The organism is Stenotrophomonas terrae, assembly GCF_001431465.1.
Classification (GTDB): Bacteria; Pseudomonadota; Gammaproteobacteria; order Xanthomonadales; family Xanthomonadaceae; genus Stenotrophomonas; species Stenotrophomonas terrae.
In genome coordinates this window covers 75,060-92,951 of the sequence record NZ_LDJJ01000005.1, presented here as the reverse complement: position 1 = coordinate 92,951, position 17,892 = coordinate 75,060, and the positions used below count along the sequence as shown (strand labels likewise).

Sequence of the window (17,892 nt, the reverse complement as noted above, 5' to 3'; positions counted from 1 at the left end):
AAATGCAGGGTTTCAGCGCCATATAGGCAGCTTGGAATGCAACAAGAGGGAGGCTCATGGAAGCCAATATGACTGGACGCGTCCAGTGCACCAAGTGCAAGGCGGTCTACGCACCGGTGATCAAAGTGCTGGAACGGGTATGCCCGGAATGCCTTTCGATGAAAACGGTAATGCTGCAGGCGCCGCAGATGGCGCGCAGCGACAGCTGAGCGCTGCCACACAACGTCCAACAAGGCCAGGCAACGTCCTGGCCTTTTCATTGCCCGCGCCATGCGCAGGCGCTTACTCGCCCAGGTGCAGTACTGGCAGGAAACCACCGTAGACCAGGCGCTTGCCATCGAAGGGCATGGGGTTGGTGGCCGGGTCCATGCGCGGGTCCTCCATCATCCTGCGCATGCCGGCGTCGCGCGTGGCCTTGTCCGGCCACTCTATCCACGAGAACACCACCGCCTCATCGTCCTTGGCCTGCACGGCGCGGTAGAAGTCGGTCAGCGTTCCATGCGGCACGTCATCGGACCAGCACTCGGTAACGCGCAGCGCACCGAACTCGATGAACAGCGCATCGGCGGTGTGTGCGTGCTTGATGAACTTGGCCTTGTTGGCCAGTGGCACGGCGGCCAGAAAACCATCGACGTAGGACATGGCGAACCTCGCGGGAGCGGCGGCCATGGCGGCCGCGTTGTGGGGGCAACGGCGGAGTGGGCGAAGCCAATTGTGCGCCCGGCAATGTTGCGGTCGTGCAAAATCCGCCGTCTGCAGTTGCGGCGATGCCAGCCGCAGCCGGTTTTTATGCGGCATGGCGCACAGATGGAAGCGAATCTGGCCCGGCATTGCCGCGCAGTAGCGGACGATCCGGACTGGATTGATTTTCATCAGGGATGCGCTACCGGCGCTTGCCGACAATGGCATCGTTCGGTAACGGCAAGGAATATGAACAAGCGTGCAGTGTGGGCAGGGCCGCTGATGGCGGCCGGGAGGCGGGCTAGCGTGGCGGGGAAACCGCGGCAATGGCCGGCGCAGGCAAAGGCCGGTATGTCAGCGGACTGGACAGGAATCGGCAGAATGCAGTCTGCGGGTTCAATGAATGCCGATCGCCGCCGCTATCGGGGGATGCCCCGTTCAACAGCGGCTGCGGCACCACCGCGCTGCTCCAGAACGGCATTCTTGTTCAAACACCTCCCGTCCCGCAGCCGCAGCCGCCTTGATCACTCGGCGGGACGGCAGGCGGCGCTGGATGTGGTGCTTGCTTCCCCCCGCAACCGCAGCCGGACGTCGCCGGCAGGGCCGATGCCTGGCTCTGCGACAGTGTTCGTGCAGGTACGCGATTGACCGCATAACGCCAGCTGCGGCTGGCATCAGGAGAGTTGTGATGCAGTTTGTTTCCCGTAATGCACTGGCCAGCGCGCTGGCCGCGCTCTGCCTGCCGGGCTTGGCCTGGGCGCAGGACGCCACGCCGGCGACCAAGGTATCGGCGCAGATCTTCGTCAATGCCAGCCAGCTCGACCGCGATGGTGTTGTCAGCGCTGATGAAGGCCTGGCGATGGACCTGAAGCGTACCTTCATCACCGTCGATCATCGCTTCAACCAGAACTGGACGGCGCAGGTGACCACCGATGTGCAGTGGCTGCGCAACAGCGACCCCACCGATGTGTGGTTGCGCCACGCCTACCTGCAGCGCAGCTTCGGCAAGGGTACGTGGCTGCGTTTCGGTAACGCGCCGCTGCCGTGGATCCAGCAGGAGTCGGCACGTGATGGTTACCGCTATGTCGATGGTGCGTTGATCACCCGCAGCAAGATGGGCAATGCGGCCGATTACGGCGTGCACGGCCAGTACACGCGTGGTGATTTCACGTACGCCGCCTCGGTGGTCACCGGTGGTGGCTACCAGAAGCCGCGTCTGGGCGATCACCCCGATGTCGAGGTGCGGGTTGGCTGGGCAGCGGCCAAGGGCGTGGAGTTGGCGCTGGGCGGCTACCGCGGCACCCGCGCGCTGGACTCCGGTGACATGCCGCGCGAACACACCGCACAGCGCTGGAATGCGATGGCCAGCTGGGTGGGCGAGCGTGGCCGGATTGGTGCGCAGTACTTCTATGCCGAAGATTGGACCCGCGTGGTCAAGCCGGGCAGTGACGACCAGCGTGGTTGGTCGGTGTGGGGCAGCTATCAGCTGAGCCCGCAGTACGCCGTGTTCACCCGTCACGAAGAAACCCGGATGAGCCTGGATATCAATCCGCTCAACCGCGAGCGTTATCACCTGGTCGGCGTGGAGTGGAAGCCGAACAAATACCTGCGCCTGGCCGCAGTCGGCAAGCAGATCACCCAGGAAACGGCCACCGCGCGCAAGGAAAGCCACGAAGCCGGTCTGTGGGCGCAGCTGGCGTTTTGATTGCTGCGGCAATAGCAGCAAAGGGGGTGGCTGCTCTGCTCCTCCCCTTTGGCGCAGCCAAGGGGGAGGTTGGGAGGGGGTTGGCTTTTGCTTGAAGCTTTGCGTTGGCGGCCAAAAGCACCCCTCCCCAACCCGTCCGGCCCGAAGGCATAGCCTTCGGTCGTTCATCAGGCCGCGCGCCAGTGGCGCGCAAGCAGGCCTTCTTCCCCCCCTTCGCTGCGCGAAAGGGAGGGGTGTAGTGCCGAGCCATGCTCGGCAGGGGCGTCACCGGTAAAGCCTCAGCCGAGCATGGCTCGGCTCTACAGGTGGGGCGGGCACCGAGCGGCTTACTCGCCCTGATACTGCTTTTCTTCAACCAGCGCCGAACCGGCGAGGCGGTTGATCTCGTTCTTCACCACGATGCGTTCACCATTGGTGCCGTAAACGCCTCGCGCCAGGGTGATGAATTCCGCACCGAAATCCTGCGCGGCTTCCTTCTCGCGCAGCCGGTCCTGGATCTCCCACATGCGCTCGTTGATGGCCTTGAGTTGGTCCTTGAGCGCGCCCAGCGTCGGACGTGCCTCCTGTTGCGCCAACCACAGCGGCCACAGGCCCTGCAGCTCGGTACGGACGTTGGCCAGCTTGGCAGTGTCGCGGATGCGCTCGGCCTTGATTTCGAGGATGGTGATCTTGTCGATCAACTCGCCAATCGATACCGGGGTGAGTAGGGTCTGCATGGGGCCGCCGTTGGTTCCTGTAATGGCGGCAATGATAGCGCCGCGCTGGCGCAGGCAAAGGTTGCCGATGCACCGGTATTGGCACTGTTGGCTTGCCAATGCGCACAATGCGGACCCGACCTGATCTGGAGTTGCCGATGCTGCTGCGTTCTTTCGCCACCGCGGTACTGTTGCTGGGCGCGGCCAGCGCGCATGGCGCCGATGGCCTGCAAGGTGCCTGGCAGCTGCAGTCCGGGGAATTCATCAACCCGGAAGGTGCAGTGGTGGATTACGCCAGCCAGAAGCTGGCCGGCACCAAGATATTGGGCGATGGCCGGTTCGCCTTCACCACCACCAGCGACGGCAAGTTCTGGGCCGGTGGCTCAGGCACTTATCGCAGCGACGCAGGCCAGTACGTGGAAACGCCGTTGATGGCGTCCTACCCGCTGGAAAATGGCGGCAGTTACAGCTTCCGCTACACGCTGGAAGGTGATGTGTGGACGCTGGAGCGCTGGGACGGCGAGCGCCGGGTGGAACGGGAAGTCTGGAAACGCGCGCGCTGACGCGGTTGCGGATTGGTTGGTTTGCAGGAGCGGCATAAGCCGCGAAGCTGACAATCCATGACGGTCCTGGAAAGCCGCGAACGGAAGCGGCATCAGCTTCGCGGCTGACGCCGCTCCCACAGACAAGGATCAGCGCGGCGGGAAGCCGGCTTCTTCCAGGGCCTTGGTGAAGCTTTCCACCGGCTGGCTGGATTCGATCTTCACATTCTTGCCGGGCAGGTCGATCTCCACCGTCGCGGTGGGGTCCACGGCCTTGAGCGCGGCGGTCACGCTGCGGGCGCAGCCACCACAGGTCATGCTTTCGATATGCAGTTTCATGGGGTTTCTCCGTTGGGGTGGGAGCAGCTTGGACCTTCCCATGATGGCAAGGTCAAGCGCTCGATCCGTGCTTGACCCTCCCATCGTTGGAAGCTTTAAGGTGGCTCCAGACCATGAAATGGAGATGTGCCGATGAGCAGCAGCCCCCGCCCGGACAATCCGGATTCCGGCCCCCGCAGCCAGGATCTGACGATCGAAGGCATGACCTGCGCCTCCTGCGTGGGCCGCGTCGAGCGTGCGCTCAAGGCCATCCCCGGGGTCAGCCAGGCCAGCGTCAATCTGGCCACCGAGCGGGCCACCGTCCAAACCGACGGCAGCGTGCCGCGTGAGGTGCTGGTGCAGGCCATCCACAAGGCCGGCTACGAGGTCAGCGCACCCGCCACGCAGGCATTGGAGCTGCTGATCGAAGGCATGACCTGTGCGTCCTGCGTGGGCCGTGTCGAGCGCGCGCTGAAGGCGGTGCCCGGTGTGCAGTCGGCCAGCGTCAACCTGGCCACCGAGCGCGCCAGCGTGCAGGGCAGTGCGGAGCCCGAGGCGCTGCTGGCGGCGATCAGCAAGGCCGGCTACACGGCCAGCGTGGTTGGCAGCGCCGGTAGCAACGAGGACCAGCAGGCGCAGCGGCATGCCGAGGAACTGCGCGTGCTCAAGCGTGACCTGTGGCTGGCGGCGGCATTGACCCTGCCGGTGTTCCTGCTGGAAATGGGCGCGCACCTGGTACCGGCGTTCCATCACTACATCGCCGCCACCCTGGGCACCCAGAACAGCTGGCTGCTGCAGTTCGTGCTGACCACGCTGGTCCTGGTTTTCCCGGGCCGCCGTTTCTACCAGAAGGGCATCCCGGCACTGCTGCGCGCCGCACCGGACATGAACTCGCTGGTGGCGGTAGGCACCTTGGCCGCGTATGGCTTCTCGCTGGTGGCCACCTTCCTGCCGCGGCTGCTGCCGGCCGGCACGGTGAACGTGTACTACGAAGCGGCGGCGGTGATCGTTACCTTGATCCTGCTCGGCCGCGTGCTGGAGGCCAAGGCCAAGGGCCGCACTTCCGAGGCGATCAAGCGCCTGCTCAAGCTGCAGGCCAAGACCGCACGCGTGCGCCGCGATGGCAGCGTGGTTGAACTGCCGCTGGCGCAGATCGTCAGTGGCGACGTGATCGATGTGCGCCCCGGCGAACGCATCGCGGTGGATGGCGAGGTGGTGGACGGCGAAAGCTACGTCGACGAATCGATGATCAGCGGTGAGCCGGTGCCGGTGCAGAAAGCGCCGGGCAGCACGGTCATTGGTGGCACGGTCAACCAGACCGGTGCGCTCGGCGTGCGTGCCACCGCGGTAGGCGGGGCAACGGTGCTGGCGCAGATCATCCGCCTGGTGGAACAGGCGCAGAGCGCCAAGCTGCCGATCCAGACCCTGGTCGACCGCATCACTCTTTGGTTCGTGCCGATCGTGATGGTGCTGGCGGTGCTGACCTTCGCGGTGTGGCTGATCTTCGGCCCGGATCCGGCGCTGACCTTCGGCCTGGTCAATGCGGTGGCGGTGCTGATCATTGCCTGCCCGTGTGCGATGGGCCTGGCCACGCCGACCTCGATCATGGTCGGTACCGGCCGTGGTGCCGAGCTGGGCGTGCTGTTCCGCAAGGGCGAGGCGCTGCAGCTGCTGAAGGAAGCGCAGGTGGTAGCGGTGGACAAGACCGGCACCCTGACCGAGGGCCGCCCGCTGCTGACCGATCTGCAGTTGGCCGCAGGCTTCCAGCGCGGCGATGTATTGGCGCGCGTGGCGGCGGTGGAAGACCGCTCCGAGCATCCGATTGCCCGCGCCATCGTCACTGCCGCGCAGCAGGAAGGCCTGCAGCTGCCGGCCGTGGATGCGTTCGAATCGGTGACCGGTTATGGCGTGCGTGCGAACGTGGACGGCGTGCGCGTGGAAGTGGGCGCGGATCGCTTCATGCAGCAACTCGGCCTGGACGTGACGGTGTTTGCCGCCGATGCGCAGCGCTTGGGCGAGGAGGGCAAGAGCCCGCTGTATGCCGCGCTGGACGGCCGTCTGGCGGCGATCATCGCCGTCTCCGACCCGATCAAGCACGACACCCGTGCCGCCATCGCCAGCCTGCATGCGCTGGGCCTGAAGGTGGCGATGATCACCGGCGACAACCGCCGTACCGCCGAAGCCATCGCCCGTCAGCTGGGCATCGACGAGGTGGTGGCCGAAGTACTGCCGGAAGGCAAGGTCGATGCGGTGCGCCGGCTCAAGGCCGCACACGGCCGCCTGGCCTATGTCGGCGACGGTATCAACGATGCACCGGCACTGGCCGAGGCCGATGTCGGCATGGCGATCGGCACCGGTACCGATGTGGCGATCGAGGCCGCCGACGTGGTGCTGATGTCGGGCAGCCTGCAGGGCGTTCCCAACGCCATCGCGCTGAGCAAGGCGACGATGGGTAATATCCGCCAGAACCTGTTCTGGGCCTTCGCCTACAACACCGCGCTGATTCCGGTTGCTGCCGGTGCGTTGTATCCGGTTTGGGGCATCCTGCTGTCGCCGGTGTTCGCGGCTGGTGCGATGGCCTTGTCGTCGGTATTCGTGCTTGGCAATGCGCTGCGGTTGAAGCGCTTCCGTGCACCACAGAGCGAGGCGTGAGGAGCGATGATGATGGATGAAGGCATGAACATCGGCCAGGCCGCCAAGGCCACCGGCATCTCGGCCAAGATGATCCGCTATTACGAGGACACCGGCCTGGTCGGGCCGGTGGCACGCACCGATGCCGGTTATCGGGTGTATACGCCACGCGACATCCACACCCTGGGCTTCATCAAGCGCTCGCGCGACATGGGCTTCAGCGTGGAGCGCATCGGTGAACTGCTGGAGCTGTGGCGCGACCGCTCGCGGCACAGTGCCGATGTGAAGCGCATGGCGCTGGAGCACGTGCAGGTGCTCCAGCAGCGCATCGCCGAGCTGCAGGACATGGTGCAGACGGTGCAGGCATTGGCCAACTGCTGCGCCGGCGACGAGCGCCCGGATTGCCCGATCCTGCGTGACATCGAGACCGGCGTGCCCCTGCACGACGCGGCCTTGCCGACCACCTTTGGCGGCGTTGCGGCGGGTAAACGCGCACGCTGAATATTGCGTGTATTTGCTTAAATGAATGCGATTCAACGTGCACGCGCCCCGCGCGTGCCAGAAATCGCCTGAATAGAAGCCAAAAATCGACGTTTTATTGCATGGGCTGTTTCAGGGTTTGTTGGGGCGACTAACGGAAAACTTACATCCGGACGCAGACAGCTCTTTGCTGTCGTGCCATCAAGCTCAGTAATGCAGAGGTAGTACCCATGAAGACTTCGTTGATTGCCCTGGCGCTGGTTGCCGCCCTTCCGTTCGCCGCTTCTGCTGCTGACGGCCTGTCCTACAACTATGCCGAAGCCGACTACGCCAAGACCTCGGCTGACGGCAAGGCCGAAGGCTGGGGTGTGAAGGGTTCCTACGCCTTCCTGCCGAATTTCCACGCTTTTGGCGAATACACCCGTCAGGAAATCTCGCACACCAACCTTGACGTCGACCAGTGGCGCGTCGGTGCCGGTTTCAACAAGGAAATCGCCCCGACCACCGACTTCGTTGCTCGCGTGGCTTACGAAAAGTACGACGAAAAGTTTGCCCAGGGCCTGGATTTCAACGGCTACAGCGCTGAAGCCGGTATCCGCACCGCTTTCGGCAAGCATGCCGAAGTGTATGCAATGGCTGGCTACGAAGATTTCAGCAAGAAGCACGGCATCAGCCCGGAAGGTGACTTCTACGGCCGCCTTGGTGGCCAGGTGAAGTTGAACCAGAACTGGGGCATCAATGGCGACATCAAGATGTTCAACAACGGTGACAAGCAGTGGACCGTGGGTCCGCGCTTCAGCTGGTAATACGCACAAGGCGCTTTGGCGTCAGGTAGCGAAAAAAGGCCCGGCGTATGCCGGGCCTTTTTTTGGTTTTTGGTCTTTGGTTTTCTAGCTAGAAGCTTCCCCTCACCCCAACCCCTCTCCCGCAGGCGGGAGAGGGGCTAATGCACTCCGAGCGCAAGCAATGCGCGCCCTCTCCCGTGCGCGGGAGAGGGGCTGGTGCACTACGAGCCGACGCAATGCTAGCCCCTCTCCCGTTTACGGGAGAGGGGTTGGGGTGAGGGCAAGCTCCTGCTCTGGCGCATGTAACCAAGCCGTAACCAAACTGCAGCAAAGTGCGCCTCAACCGGCATCGGCCGGAAGGACCTTGAGCATGAAAACCCGCCTGCTGCTTGCCGCAACCCTGCTGTCGATCACCCCGTTGGCCTGGAGCAAGCAGCGCGACTACCTGCCCTTGGAGCAGCGCCTGAGCGCCGAGCAGCTTCAGCAGGTCGGGCTGAGCGCGCAGCAGCTGCAGCTGCTCAATCGCATGCTCAGCGAAACCGCACCGGTTGCCGCCGTTGCCGCCACACCCACGCCTGCCCCCATGCAGATCGGCCTGGAGGAAGGCCCGGTGCACAGCCAGGTGCAGGGCGCGGTGGAAGGTTGGGAGCCGGGCACGGTGTTCGTGCTGGCCAATGGCCAGCAGTGGAAGGTGCTCAAGGGCCAGATGCGCCTGCGCACTACCTTGCAGTCGCCTGAAATCGAAGTGATCCCCGGCATCGCCGGGCGCTGGTTCCTGCAGGTGGATGAAGACCTGCCCAAGGCCCGCGTTTACCGGATTCTGTAAGCGCCGGATCGGGCGCGTCCAAGACGGCTTTTGTGGGAGCGGCGTAAGCCGCGAAGCCACAATTGTTTTCGAAGCAGCGGTTTGCGCTATCCCCGCCGAAGCCAAGCCTTTGCGGGCTGCAGCATTCGTTGTTTCGCGGCTTACGCCACTCCCACAAGCAAGAAAGCAGGGGAGCGGCCGCAGCGAACCTTACGCCGGGCGCACGCGCTGGGTCAGGCCCTTGAGGAAGTTGCGCAGGGCCTGGTCGCCGCATTCGCGGTAATTCTTGTGGTCCGGCTGGCGGAACAATGCCGACAGCTCCGGCTTGGACATCGGGAAGCCCGCCGCCTCGAAGATCGCATGCATGTCCATGTCCTTCAGTTCAAAGGCCACGCGCAGCTTCTTCAGCACGATGTTGTTGGTGATGCGCTTTTCCGGCGGGCGCTGCGGCTGCGATTCGTCGCGGCCACGGTAGTGGTAGATCAGGCCGTCCAGAAAACGCGACAACACCGCGTCCGGGCAGGCTTCAAACAACGGCTCGTCGTCCTTGCGCAGGAAATCGTGCACCTGTGCCGCATCCACCTCGAAGCTGGGATCGGCCAAGTGAATGGTGTCCACCACCATGCTGTCGCTGAGGTCGAGCATGTAGCGGATGCTGCGCAGTACGTCGTTGTTGATCATTGCCACTCCGGAACCACCGCGGCGGAACTGCCGGCGGGGGCATAGTGTAACGCCGCGCCCCGGCCGCCCCGGCCTACAATCGACGCTGGTTCAGCCAGAACAGCCCGCATGCGTCATCGAGCACCTGATCAGCACCTGCCCGTCCCGGCTGCCGTTGGCCTCTCGCAGCAGGGGGCAAGGCCATGAGCCTGCGCGCCATCCTGCACCTGTGCCTGCATGTGGCGGTGCCGGCCTTGCTGGCCTGGTTGTTCTGGCGGCCGCAGTTCGGCAAGGCCTGGATGCTGCTGTTGTTGGGCTGGGTGATCGATCTGGACCACCTGCTGGCCGACCCGATCTACGCCCCGGGCCGTTGCAGCATCGGCTTCCACCCGCTGCATACCGCGCCGGCCATCGTGCTGTATGCCGGTTTGACCCTGCCCAAGCGGACCCGCCTGTTCGGCATCGGTCTGCTCGTGCATATCGCGCTGGATGCGCTGGATTGCCTGTGGATGCGCGCCAGCAGCTGAGCGGCGCGGGGCAGCGGTGGGCTTACCAGCCGCCCCAGGGGCCGGGGCCGAAGCCGGGACCCGGGCCATAGCCATACGGGCCGGGGCCTTCGCTCTTGCTCATGTGGATGTTCAGGTTGACGCGGCGGCTTTCGCCTTCGTCGTTGTTGTAGTTCTTGCCCAGGTTCAGGTCCACGGCCTGCCAGTTGCTGTTGCCGTAGCCCTTGGAATAGCCCATGCCGGCGCTGACCGCGCCATGTACCTGCAACTTGTCATCCATCACCTGGGCGCCGGGCTGGTCCTTGCGCGGGGCAGGGCCGCTCTTGTCGCCGTAGTAGGTGCCCGGTGCATCGCCCTTGTAGTCGGTCTCGCCCAGGTAGCGCAGCGGCGCCTGCGGCACGCTCAGGTCCAGGCCGCCCGGTGCGGTTGCGGTGTCCTGCGCCATGGCCACGGCCGGGGCCAGCAGCAGTACCGCAGATAGGAATGTTCGGATCATGGTGCAACCGCTCCGCTACAGGGCCACACCGTGATGGTGAGCCAGCCTGAACGCTAGCAGAAATGATTTGAATGATGGCTGTCGCCTGCCGGTGGCGGCTGCCTCAATCCAGCCGTTGGAAGGAGAACAACTGCGCCAGCGGGTGCCGGCGTCGCTCGATGGCGGCGCGGACCAGATCGGCGCCGATCATCGAATAGGTGATGCCATTGCCGCCGTAGGCCATGGCGAAGTGCACGCGCGGCCCCCATTGCGGATGCGGGCCGAAGAACGGCAGGCCATCTGCGGTTTCGGCAAAGGTGCCGGCCCAGGCGAAGGTAGGCTGGATCGATAGATGCGGGAACAGCTTGGCGACCTTGCCGGCCAGGCGCTTTGCCTTGCGATCAACCTGTGCATCGCGACGCAACGGCACGTCCACCGCATCGTCCTCGCCGCCAATCAATAGACGGTTGTCGGCGGTGCTGCGCAGGTAGAGATAGGGGCGGGCGGTTTCCCATAGCAGGGTGTGGCGCAGTGGCCCCAGCGCATCGGCGGGCAAGGGATCGGTGACGAAGGCGTAGCTGCTGCGGTTGCGCGCCACCCGCTGCTGCAGCCAGCGCTGGCTGGCGTAACCGGCGGCCATCACAAGGTGCCGGCAGCGGATGTTGATGCCGTCGCTGGTGTGCAGATGTACTTCTTTGGCGTTGCTCTGCACATGATCCACGCGGCAGCGGTCATGGACCCGGCCGCCCTGCGCCTGCACGCGCCCGAGCAGGCGGTAAGCCATCCGGTAGGGGTCCATGCTCGCCGCAGGCGTGCTGAGGATCGCGCCGGGCGCGGCGAAGCCATAGTCATTGGCAACGCCTTCGGCATCGAGCCAGTCCACCGCGAAACCATGCTGGCTGCGCAGCTCGAATTCTTCCAGCAGCGGCCGCAGGTGCCGGCGCCGGCTGGCGTAATACAGGCTCTGCGCGTTGCGGAAATCGACATCGCCTACGTCCGCGGCCAGCTCCTGCAGTTGCTCGATTGCCCGCGCGCAGGCACGGTAGGCCAGCAGGGCCGCGTCCAGGCCGTAGCGTTTTGCCAGCTCACGCAGTGGCGTGTCGATTTCGTACTGCAGCAGCGCGGTGCTGGCGGCGGTGGACCCCCAACCGACATCGCGCTGCTCGATGACCGCGACCTCATGGCCGTGCTGCAGCAGTTGATCGGCGATCAGCGCGGCGGTGATGCCGGCGCCGATCACCACCACCTCGCAGCGCAGATCCTGCTGCAAGGGCGGGAAGGCCTGCAGCAGGCCGTTGCGGACAGCCCAGAACGGGTAGCCACTTTTCAGGTCCATGCCGGCCTCCGCGCCGTTTGCAGCCGGACTCAGCCGGTCGGGTGGCCGGTGTGCGGGGTATGGATCAGCGGCCCGGTATCAAAGCCCTGCTGCTGCGCATAAGCGATGTAATGGTCGCGGGTGGTGGCATCCATCTGCGGCAGGCGCGCGAGCAGCCACAGGTATTTGCGGTCCGGGCTGCCGACCAGCGCGGTGGTGTAGGCCGCGTCCAGCTGCATGATCCAGTAGTCGCCCTTGGTGAAGGGGATCCAGCGCAGGCCCTCGGGCAGGAAGCTGACTTCCAGTTTGCTGTTGCTGTCATCGATGGGTTTGGCCTGGCCAATCGACTCTTCCAGGTTGCCGCCACGCAGGCAGCGGTTCTGCACTCGCACGCTGCCATCTTCGTTGAGCGAGTAGTGGGCGCTGATGTCGGTGGCGTCTTCGGGCTCATGCCGCATCGGCAGGCGCGCCACCTCATACCAGGTGCCCAGATAGCGTTGCAGATCCACGTGTGGAACGGTTGCCAGGGAGGAGTGTTGAGTCATGGGTGACCTCTTCGGCTGTGGCGCAGGGGGCTGCGCGGGGCACCAGCTATAGGCCACCGCCGGTTAAGGCGCCGTGCCGGCCAGGTCGATTTGCCATTCACTGAATCGGTGCCATCGCCGCTGCGCTTTCTTCGCGCCGGGCAAACATGGCTGCGCTAGGCTGGCCGCATCCGAAGACGGGAGTTCTCCATGTTTGTCGTGATCCTGCTCAAGGGGCAGAACCGCTATGCGCGTGAGCGTTGGCAGCAGGTGCCCGAGGTGGTCGAGTACGAAGGGCATGGTTTTTCATTGCGTGCCGGCCCCCGCCAGCCGCTGTCCACCACCCAGGTATGGGAGCAGGTGGCGGTGTATGCGCCGGACGAACTGACCGAGGAAGAGTTCCAGGAAATCTACGAGCTCAACCGCAGCCACATCGCCGAACTGGCGTTGAAATACTGAGGAATGAGCGCTGTTTTTGCAGGATGTGAACGCGTGCTGACATATAGTTCCCGGCAGGCGCGGTAGTCCGCGCGATCCGGTGCCCTGCCTTGCCTGCCCAACGTTTCCTGCGCGCGCTGTTGTTTGTTTTTCTGGTGGCCCATGCTGGCCTGTTTGCCAGCGGTACTGCGCTGGCGGCGGCGCCTACGGTGGCCGCCGAGTCCAGCCCACAGGCCCGTATCGAACAGGCTTCGCGTGCGATCGAGGCGGTCCAGCGTGCGGTCAATGATGCCGATGCCCCGGAAACCCTGAAGACGCTGGCCGAACGCGCCAGCCAGGCGCAGCGTGATGCCGAGGCCAGCGTGGTGGCCCTGCAACCGGAGTTGAACCAGCTCGATGCCCGTATCGAACAGCTGGGGCCGGCGCCGGAAGCCGGCGAAGAACCCGACATCGCCCGCCAGCGCAAGCTGCTGGACCAGCAGCGCAGCCAGATCGATGCCGATATCAAGCGCGGCAAGCTGCTGGCCGAGGAGGCCAAGCAGGCCAACGAGTCGATCGAGAAAACCCGTGCGCAGCAGTTCGGCGAGCAGCTCGGCCGCAAGGTGGGCTCACCCTTGTCACCGGCATTGTGGCGCGAGTTTGCCGAACATCTGCCCGATGACTACAACCGCTTCCACTCCCTGTACCGGCAGGCCAGTACGGCGCTGCTGAAGGCAGTGGGCAAGGAAGGCTGGGGCGTTCCCTTGCTGGGTGCGTCGCTGGCGTTGCTGATGCTGTTCCCGCTGCGCATCTGGTTGCGTCATCTGGGTCGCCGTTATGCCGCTTCCGAGCGTGCGCCGGCCGGGCGCCTGCGCCGTACCGGGCTTGCGGTATGGCTGCTGCTGGTCGGCACCCTGCTGCCGGGGCTGGCGGCGAAGGTGCTGGTGACCAGCCTGCAGGCCATCGATGCAATCGCGCCACGGCTGGAGTCGGTGGCCAATACCTTTGTCATCGCGACCTTTGTTGCCGCCTTCATCGGTGCGGTCGCGGCCTGCCTGCTGGTGCCATCGCGGCCCACCTGGCGTCTGCTGGATATCGATGATGTGGCCGCTGCACGCCTGCGCCGCTTCGCCTGGGGCGCGGCCAGCCTGACCTGGCTGACCATGCTGCTGCGCGAGGTCAATCGTGCGGCACGTACCTCGGCGGTTGGTACGGTGACCCTGGATGGCCTGATCGCGCTCACCTACGTGGTGCTGATCATGAGCATGCTGGCCACGCTGGCCGGCCTGCACCGGCGCCGCGCGGCCGAGGCGGCGCGGCTGGAGCAGGAGGATACGAACAGCGGGCGCACGCCGCGGGCACCGCGCAGCGGCTGGTTGATCGTCGCCCGGCTGGGCGGCTACCTGAGCATTTCCGCCGCGCTGGTGGCAACCTTGCTGGGCTACCTCAACTTCGCCATGTTCGTCGCCCAGCAGATGGTGTGGGGCTCGGTGATCGTGTTGGCGACCACCTTGCTGACGCGTTTTGCCGATGACTTCGCGTTGTGGCTGCTGGCGCCGGACAGCGCGGTCGGGCGCATGCTGCGGCTGTCCACCGGTTTGTCGGCCAGCCGCCTGGAGCAGGCCGGGGTATTGCTGTCGGCCACTTCACGGCTTGCGCTGGTGATGCTGGGCGTCACCGCCTTCGTTGCACCGTTCGGCAATGTCAGTGCGCTGTACAACTGGCTGGAACGCCTGTCCGCCGGCATCAAGATCGGCGGCAGCGTGCTGACCCCGGGATCGATCTTCAGTGCGGTGCTGGTGCTGGCATTGGGCTTGGCATTGATGCAGGTGGTGCAGCGCTGGTTGGTGGATACCTATCTGCCCAAGACCGAGCTGGACATCGGTGCGCGCAATTCGATCAGCACCGTTGCCCATTACCTGGGCATCGTGCTGGCCGCGTTGTGGGCACTGGCGGCACTGGGCATCGGCTTCGAGAAGGTGGCCTTGCTGGCCAGTGCCTTGTCGGTCGGTATTGGTTTTGGTCTGCAGGCCATTACCCAGAACTTCGTGTCTGGCCTGATCCTGCTGGCCGAGCGGCCGGTGAAGATCGGCGACTGGATCAAGATCGGCGACCAGGAAGGCGATATCCGTCGCATCTCGGTGCGCTCGACCGAGATCCAGGTGGGTGACCGGTCGACCTTGATCGTGCCCAACTCGGAGCTGATCACCAAGACCATCCGCAACATGACCATGGCCAATGCCTTGGGCCGCATCCAGGTGCAGTTCTCGGTGCCGCTGGGTACCAACGTGGGGCAGTTGCGCAGCTTGTTGCTGGGGATCTACGCGGCCAACGAAAGCGTGCTGATCGACCCGGCGCCGTCGTTCTTCATTGATTCGATCAGCGGCGGCCAGGTGGCGGTGAACAGCTTTGCCTATGTGTCATCGGCGCGGAATGTATACGGCACGCGCAGTGATGTGCTGTTCGCCCTGCTGGAGCAAAGCGCCGCAGCTGGAATCGCGCTGGTGACGCCGACCGATATCCATCTGGTGCGCGACCCGGAGCAGTGATCGCGCGCTGTTGAATTGTGGGAGCGGCGTAAGCCGCGAAGCTGACGGTCTATCAGATTGCAGGTGTATCGGTAACTGCAGCTTTCCCGGCTTCGCGGCTGACGCCGCTCCTACGAGGGAGCGGCTTCATGCGCCTTCGCTGTATAGGCCACAGGTTTTGTGGGAGCGGCGTCAGCCGCGAAGCTGATGGTCCATCAGATTGCAGGTGCATAGGCAACTGCAGCATTCCCAGCTTCGCGGCTGACGCCGCTCCCACAAACAGCTAAACAGCTAGACAGCCAAGCCGCCTCGTCACGATCTCGGATGATCGCTGGCCGGGACCAGTGCGTAGTCGTCGATGGCCAGTTGTTCGGCGTGGTTGAGCCAGGCGCGGATTTCCAGATCGTCGATTTCCTGGTCCACGCCCACCGGCATGCGGATGCGGCCCTCGCTGTCGGCCTGCACCCATTGCTGGGCCACCACCACCTGGCGCTTGGAAGACACCGCTTCCACCCAGAATGCGCGCGTCGGCCGCTGGGCGGCGTACAGCTCCAGCACGTACTGGCCGGGGCCTGCATGACGCGGCTTCTGGCTGATCATGCGCGATTGACGCACGCTCGGACGCGGTCCGCTGAAGGCCTGCAGCGGCGCATCCACGGCAATGCCACGGCGCAGCTGCGCATCGCGGTACAGGCGCATGCCCTGGTCGCTGTCGAGCAGCAGTGCGCACCACTGGCCATCAGCCGAGCCATCCTCAAATGCGGTGCAACGGTCGACATAGGCCAGGCGATGCTGCGGATCGGCTTCCTCGAACTTGCGTGTGGTGTTCTCCAGGTACACCGATTTCAGGTCCCATTGCTGGTCGTATTCCAGCAACACCGGTGGCTGTACTTTCTGCACGCCCACCAGCAGCTGGTCCTGTTCCAGCCGCAGCATGCGGGTCTGTTCGCCCAGCCACAGCGAGCGCGCGAAGGCGCTGTAGCGGGCGTAGGCCTGGGGGTCACCGCCGGTGGCGGCTACGCTGGCACTGGCCGGACGCTGCGGGTTCAACAGCGATCGACCAAAGCCAATCGCATCGATTGCCGGATCCAGCAGCTGCAAGGCGGTGGCGCCCGAGTCCAGGGTGGTGCCGGCCTGCACGTTGATCTGCCGCGGCTGCAGCTTGTTGCCGAGGAACAGCAACAGGTTCTCGCGCTGCTGCTGTTCCAGCACATGGCTCAGGTCATTGGGCATGGCCAAGTGATCGGAGGCCACCACCACCAACGTGTTGTCAGCGAACTGGCTGCTGCGGATGCGGTCCACCAGACGCGAGATCAACCTGTCGCTGCACTTGAGTGCATTGAGCAGGCCGATGTTGCCGTGCGCGCTGCGATAACGCGTGTTCCTGCACGCCACCGGCAGGTGACCGGCCGGATGGTGGGTGTCCATGGTCAGTGCGGTCAGCATGAACGGCTGGCCGCGCGCGGACAGTTCGAGGAAGCGCTCGTAGGCACGCTCCAGCAGCACGTCGTCGTGCACGCCCCAGTTGGAGAAGTGCTGCTTGGCGATCTTCTGCTGCTGGAACCACTCCAGGTCGCGCACATCGTCAAAACCGTGCGAGGCCAGGAAGTCGGCCTTGGCCGCGAACTGGCCGTTGGCACCGCCCAGGTAGTGGTTGCTATAGCCCTGTTGCTTCAGATAGTCGCCAAGGCAGAAGGCCTCGGGCAGGAAGCGGCCCATCCGCCCCATGCTGTTCTCGTCGCCCTGCGCAGTTGTCAGCGGTACGCCACACATGGATGAGACCAGGCCGGCGATGGTCCAGCCACTGCCATCGGCCGAGGCGATGTTGCGGAAATCCAGGCCTTCGCCGGCAAGTCGGGTGAGGTTGGGCATCAGGCCGGGGAACACGGCCTCGTTCAAATAGGTGCGTTCCAGGCTCTCGCCGTAGATCCAGACGATGTTCGGACGTTGTGCCAAGGGCTTGGACGGCAACTGGTACTCCGGCGCCACCACGCTGTAATCCACCGGCTGCATCTGCTGGTGGATGCGCTTGGCATCGGTATACAGGGGGCTGAGCAGCACGGTGCTCAGCAGCAATGCGGTGAACCCGGCAAATACCGCTGCACCATGCCGCGGCAGCTGCAGGCGACGCACGCGCAGCAGCAGCAAGGGCGTAAGCGAGAGCAGCAACAGGGCGATGAAGCCAATGATGTAGGTACTGAAGTCGCCGACACCGGCGCCTTCCATGTCGCTGCGCAGGTGATACAGCGTGGCCGAGTTGATGCCATCGCCGCTGAGCTGGTCGATCAGCCACCAGCCGCTCATGGCCAGCAACAATAGTGAGAGCAGGCCTGCCTTCAGCCGTGCCAGGGTGGGTGACAACATCAACAATACAAACAGTGCTGCCAGAGACAGCCAGATGATCCAATGCATGCGGTCACGTGGGTAGCGGAGACAGGGGCACAACGGCCGCAGCCGTTGTCGCCTGCCACAGCACTGTGTCAGTGCTGTGGCGGAGGTCTGGCGATGTTGCCTGCCGTAACCTGACTGAAATGTTCGGACAGCGGACTTGTATTCAGCGATCTGCTGATAGCGCTGAATGCGATGCGCAAGTGCGCCGTGAGGTGCAGTGAGAGTGTGTGCGTTTCAAGCGGTTACAGTGTTGCTTATGCAGCCAGCGTCTGTGATGCAGCGACGTAGCCCGGGTAAGCGCAGCGCACCCGGGACATGGAAATCCCACACAGCGCGGTGATGATCGAAGTGATGCCTTGCACTGATCCCATCAGCAAGACTTGATCGCACGGCTGCTGTATTCGTGCGTGCGTTGCGTGGTCCCGGGTGCGCTG

18 protein-coding genes are annotated in these 17,892 nt (G+C 64.5%); 10 read left to right on the top strand and 8 right to left on the bottom strand.

What is annotated here, in order from left to right:
• The first annotated feature begins 68 nt into the window (after positions 1-68).
• Complete coding sequence (locus ABB27_RS19875; RefSeq protein ID WP_161809592.1) at positions 69-209, top strand: hypothetical protein; 141 nt, start codon at positions 69-71, stop codon at positions 207-209.
• A 73-nt stretch (positions 210-282) separates the two neighbouring features.
• Here ABB27_RS19875 and ABB27_RS01670 read toward each other — a convergent pair whose 3' ends face one another.
• Positions 283-642: a DUF1428 domain-containing protein gene (locus tag ABB27_RS01670; protein WP_057626488.1), complete on the bottom strand. Its 360-nt coding sequence runs from the start codon at positions 640-642 to the stop codon at positions 283-285.
• Between the two features lie 727 nt (positions 643-1,369).
• Here ABB27_RS01670 and ABB27_RS01665 point away from each other — a divergent pair.
• Positions 1,370-2,386 (top strand): hypothetical protein, encoded by a 1,017-nt coding sequence (locus ABB27_RS01665; RefSeq protein WP_244479101.1) that lies wholly within the window; start codon positions 1,370-1,372, stop codon positions 2,384-2,386.
• 326 nt (positions 2,387-2,712) lie between these two features.
• On the opposite strand, the gene ABB27_RS01660 is transcribed toward ABB27_RS01665, so the two are convergent.
• Positions 2,713-3,102, bottom strand: coding sequence for a DUF6165 family protein (locus ABB27_RS01660; RefSeq protein WP_057626487.1), 390 nt, complete (start codon positions 3,100-3,102; stop codon positions 2,713-2,715).
• A gap of 137 nt (positions 3,103-3,239) precedes the next feature.
• Here ABB27_RS01660 and ABB27_RS01655 point away from each other — a divergent pair, with 137 nt between their 5' ends.
• Positions 3,240-3,644 carry a hypothetical protein gene (locus ABB27_RS01655; protein ID WP_057626486.1) on the top strand — a complete coding sequence of 135 codons (405 nt, stop codon included), beginning with the start codon at positions 3,240-3,242 and terminating at the stop codon, positions 3,642-3,644.
• Between the two features lie 129 nt (positions 3,645-3,773).
• Here ABB27_RS01655 and ABB27_RS01650 read toward each other — a convergent pair whose 3' ends face one another.
• The gene (locus tag ABB27_RS01650; RefSeq protein ID WP_057626485.1) at positions 3,774-3,962 is read right to left on the bottom strand and encodes a heavy-metal-associated domain-containing protein; all 189 of its coding nucleotides are present in this window, start codon (positions 3,960-3,962) and stop codon (positions 3,774-3,776) included.
• Between the two features lie 132 nt (positions 3,963-4,094).
• On the opposite strand from ABB27_RS01650, the gene ABB27_RS01645 reads away from it, so the two are divergent.
• The 4 genes from ABB27_RS01645 to ABB27_RS01630 all read left to right on the top strand — a co-directional run bounded on the left by ABB27_RS01645 (position 4,095) and on the right by ABB27_RS01630 (position 8,663).
• Positions 4,095-6,593, top strand: coding sequence for a heavy metal translocating P-type ATPase (locus tag ABB27_RS01645; protein ID WP_057626484.1), 2,499 nt, complete (start codon positions 4,095-4,097; stop codon positions 6,591-6,593).
• A gap of 24 nt (positions 6,594-6,617) precedes the next feature.
• Entirely contained in the window at positions 6,618-7,073 is a 456-nt protein-coding gene (cueR, locus tag ABB27_RS01640) for a Cu(I)-responsive transcriptional regulator (protein ID WP_057626518.1), read from the top strand.
• Positions 7,074-7,282: 209 nt separating this feature from the next.
• The gene (locus tag ABB27_RS01635; protein WP_057626483.1) at positions 7,283-7,858 is read left to right on the top strand and encodes an OmpO family porin; all 576 of its coding nucleotides are present in this window, start codon (positions 7,283-7,285) and stop codon (positions 7,856-7,858) included.
• A gap of 349 nt (positions 7,859-8,207) precedes the next feature.
• A complete protein-coding gene (locus ABB27_RS01630; protein ID WP_057626482.1) occupies positions 8,208-8,663 on the top strand; it encodes a hypothetical protein in 456 nt (151 codons plus the stop codon).
• 189 nt (positions 8,664-8,852) lie between these two features.
• Here ABB27_RS01630 and ABB27_RS01625 read toward each other — a convergent pair whose 3' ends face one another.
• A complete protein-coding gene (locus ABB27_RS01625; protein WP_057626481.1) occupies positions 8,853-9,323 on the bottom strand; it encodes a YehS family protein in 471 nt (156 codons plus the stop codon).
• 182 nt (positions 9,324-9,505) lie between these two features.
• Between ABB27_RS01625 and ABB27_RS01620 the strand changes: the two genes are divergently transcribed.
• Positions 9,506-9,829 (top strand): DUF6122 family protein, encoded by a 324-nt coding sequence (locus ABB27_RS01620; RefSeq protein ID WP_057626480.1) that lies wholly within the window; start codon positions 9,506-9,508, stop codon positions 9,827-9,829.
• Between the two features lie 22 nt (positions 9,830-9,851).
• Here the strand turns inward: ABB27_RS01620 and ABB27_RS01615 are convergent, their stop codons facing one another.
• The 3 genes from ABB27_RS01615 to ABB27_RS01605 all read right to left on the bottom strand — a co-directional run bounded on the left by ABB27_RS01615 (position 9,852) and on the right by ABB27_RS01605 (position 12,143).
• The gene (locus tag ABB27_RS01615; protein ID WP_057626479.1) at positions 9,852-10,304 is read right to left on the bottom strand and encodes a hypothetical protein; all 453 of its coding nucleotides are present in this window, start codon (positions 10,302-10,304) and stop codon (positions 9,852-9,854) included.
• Positions 10,305-10,407: 103 nt separating this feature from the next.
• Positions 10,408-11,619 carry an NAD(P)/FAD-dependent oxidoreductase gene (locus ABB27_RS01610; protein ID WP_057626478.1) on the bottom strand — a complete coding sequence of 404 codons (1,212 nt, stop codon included), beginning with the start codon at positions 11,617-11,619 and terminating at the stop codon, positions 10,408-10,410.
• Between the two features lie 29 nt (positions 11,620-11,648).
• A complete protein-coding gene (locus ABB27_RS01605; RefSeq protein ID WP_057626477.1) occupies positions 11,649-12,143 on the bottom strand; it encodes a lipocalin family protein in 495 nt (164 codons plus the stop codon).
• Positions 12,144-12,332: 189 nt separating this feature from the next.
• Here ABB27_RS01605 and ABB27_RS01600 point away from each other — a divergent pair, with 189 nt between their 5' ends.
• A complete protein-coding gene (locus ABB27_RS01600; protein ID WP_057626476.1) occupies positions 12,333-12,581 on the top strand; it encodes a hypothetical protein in 249 nt (82 codons plus the stop codon).
• Between the two features lie 89 nt (positions 12,582-12,670).
• Positions 12,671-15,088: a DUF3772 domain-containing protein gene (locus ABB27_RS01595; RefSeq protein ID WP_244479100.1), complete on the top strand. Its 2,418-nt coding sequence runs from the start codon at positions 12,671-12,673 to the stop codon at positions 15,086-15,088.
• A gap of 291 nt (positions 15,089-15,379) precedes the next feature.
• Here the strand turns inward: ABB27_RS01595 and ABB27_RS01590 are convergent, their stop codons facing one another.
• Entirely contained in the window at positions 15,380-17,479 is a 2,100-nt protein-coding gene (locus ABB27_RS01590; RefSeq protein ID WP_057626475.1) for a phosphoglycerol transferase I, read from the bottom strand.
• Between the last annotated feature and the right edge of the window lie 413 nt (positions 17,480-17,892).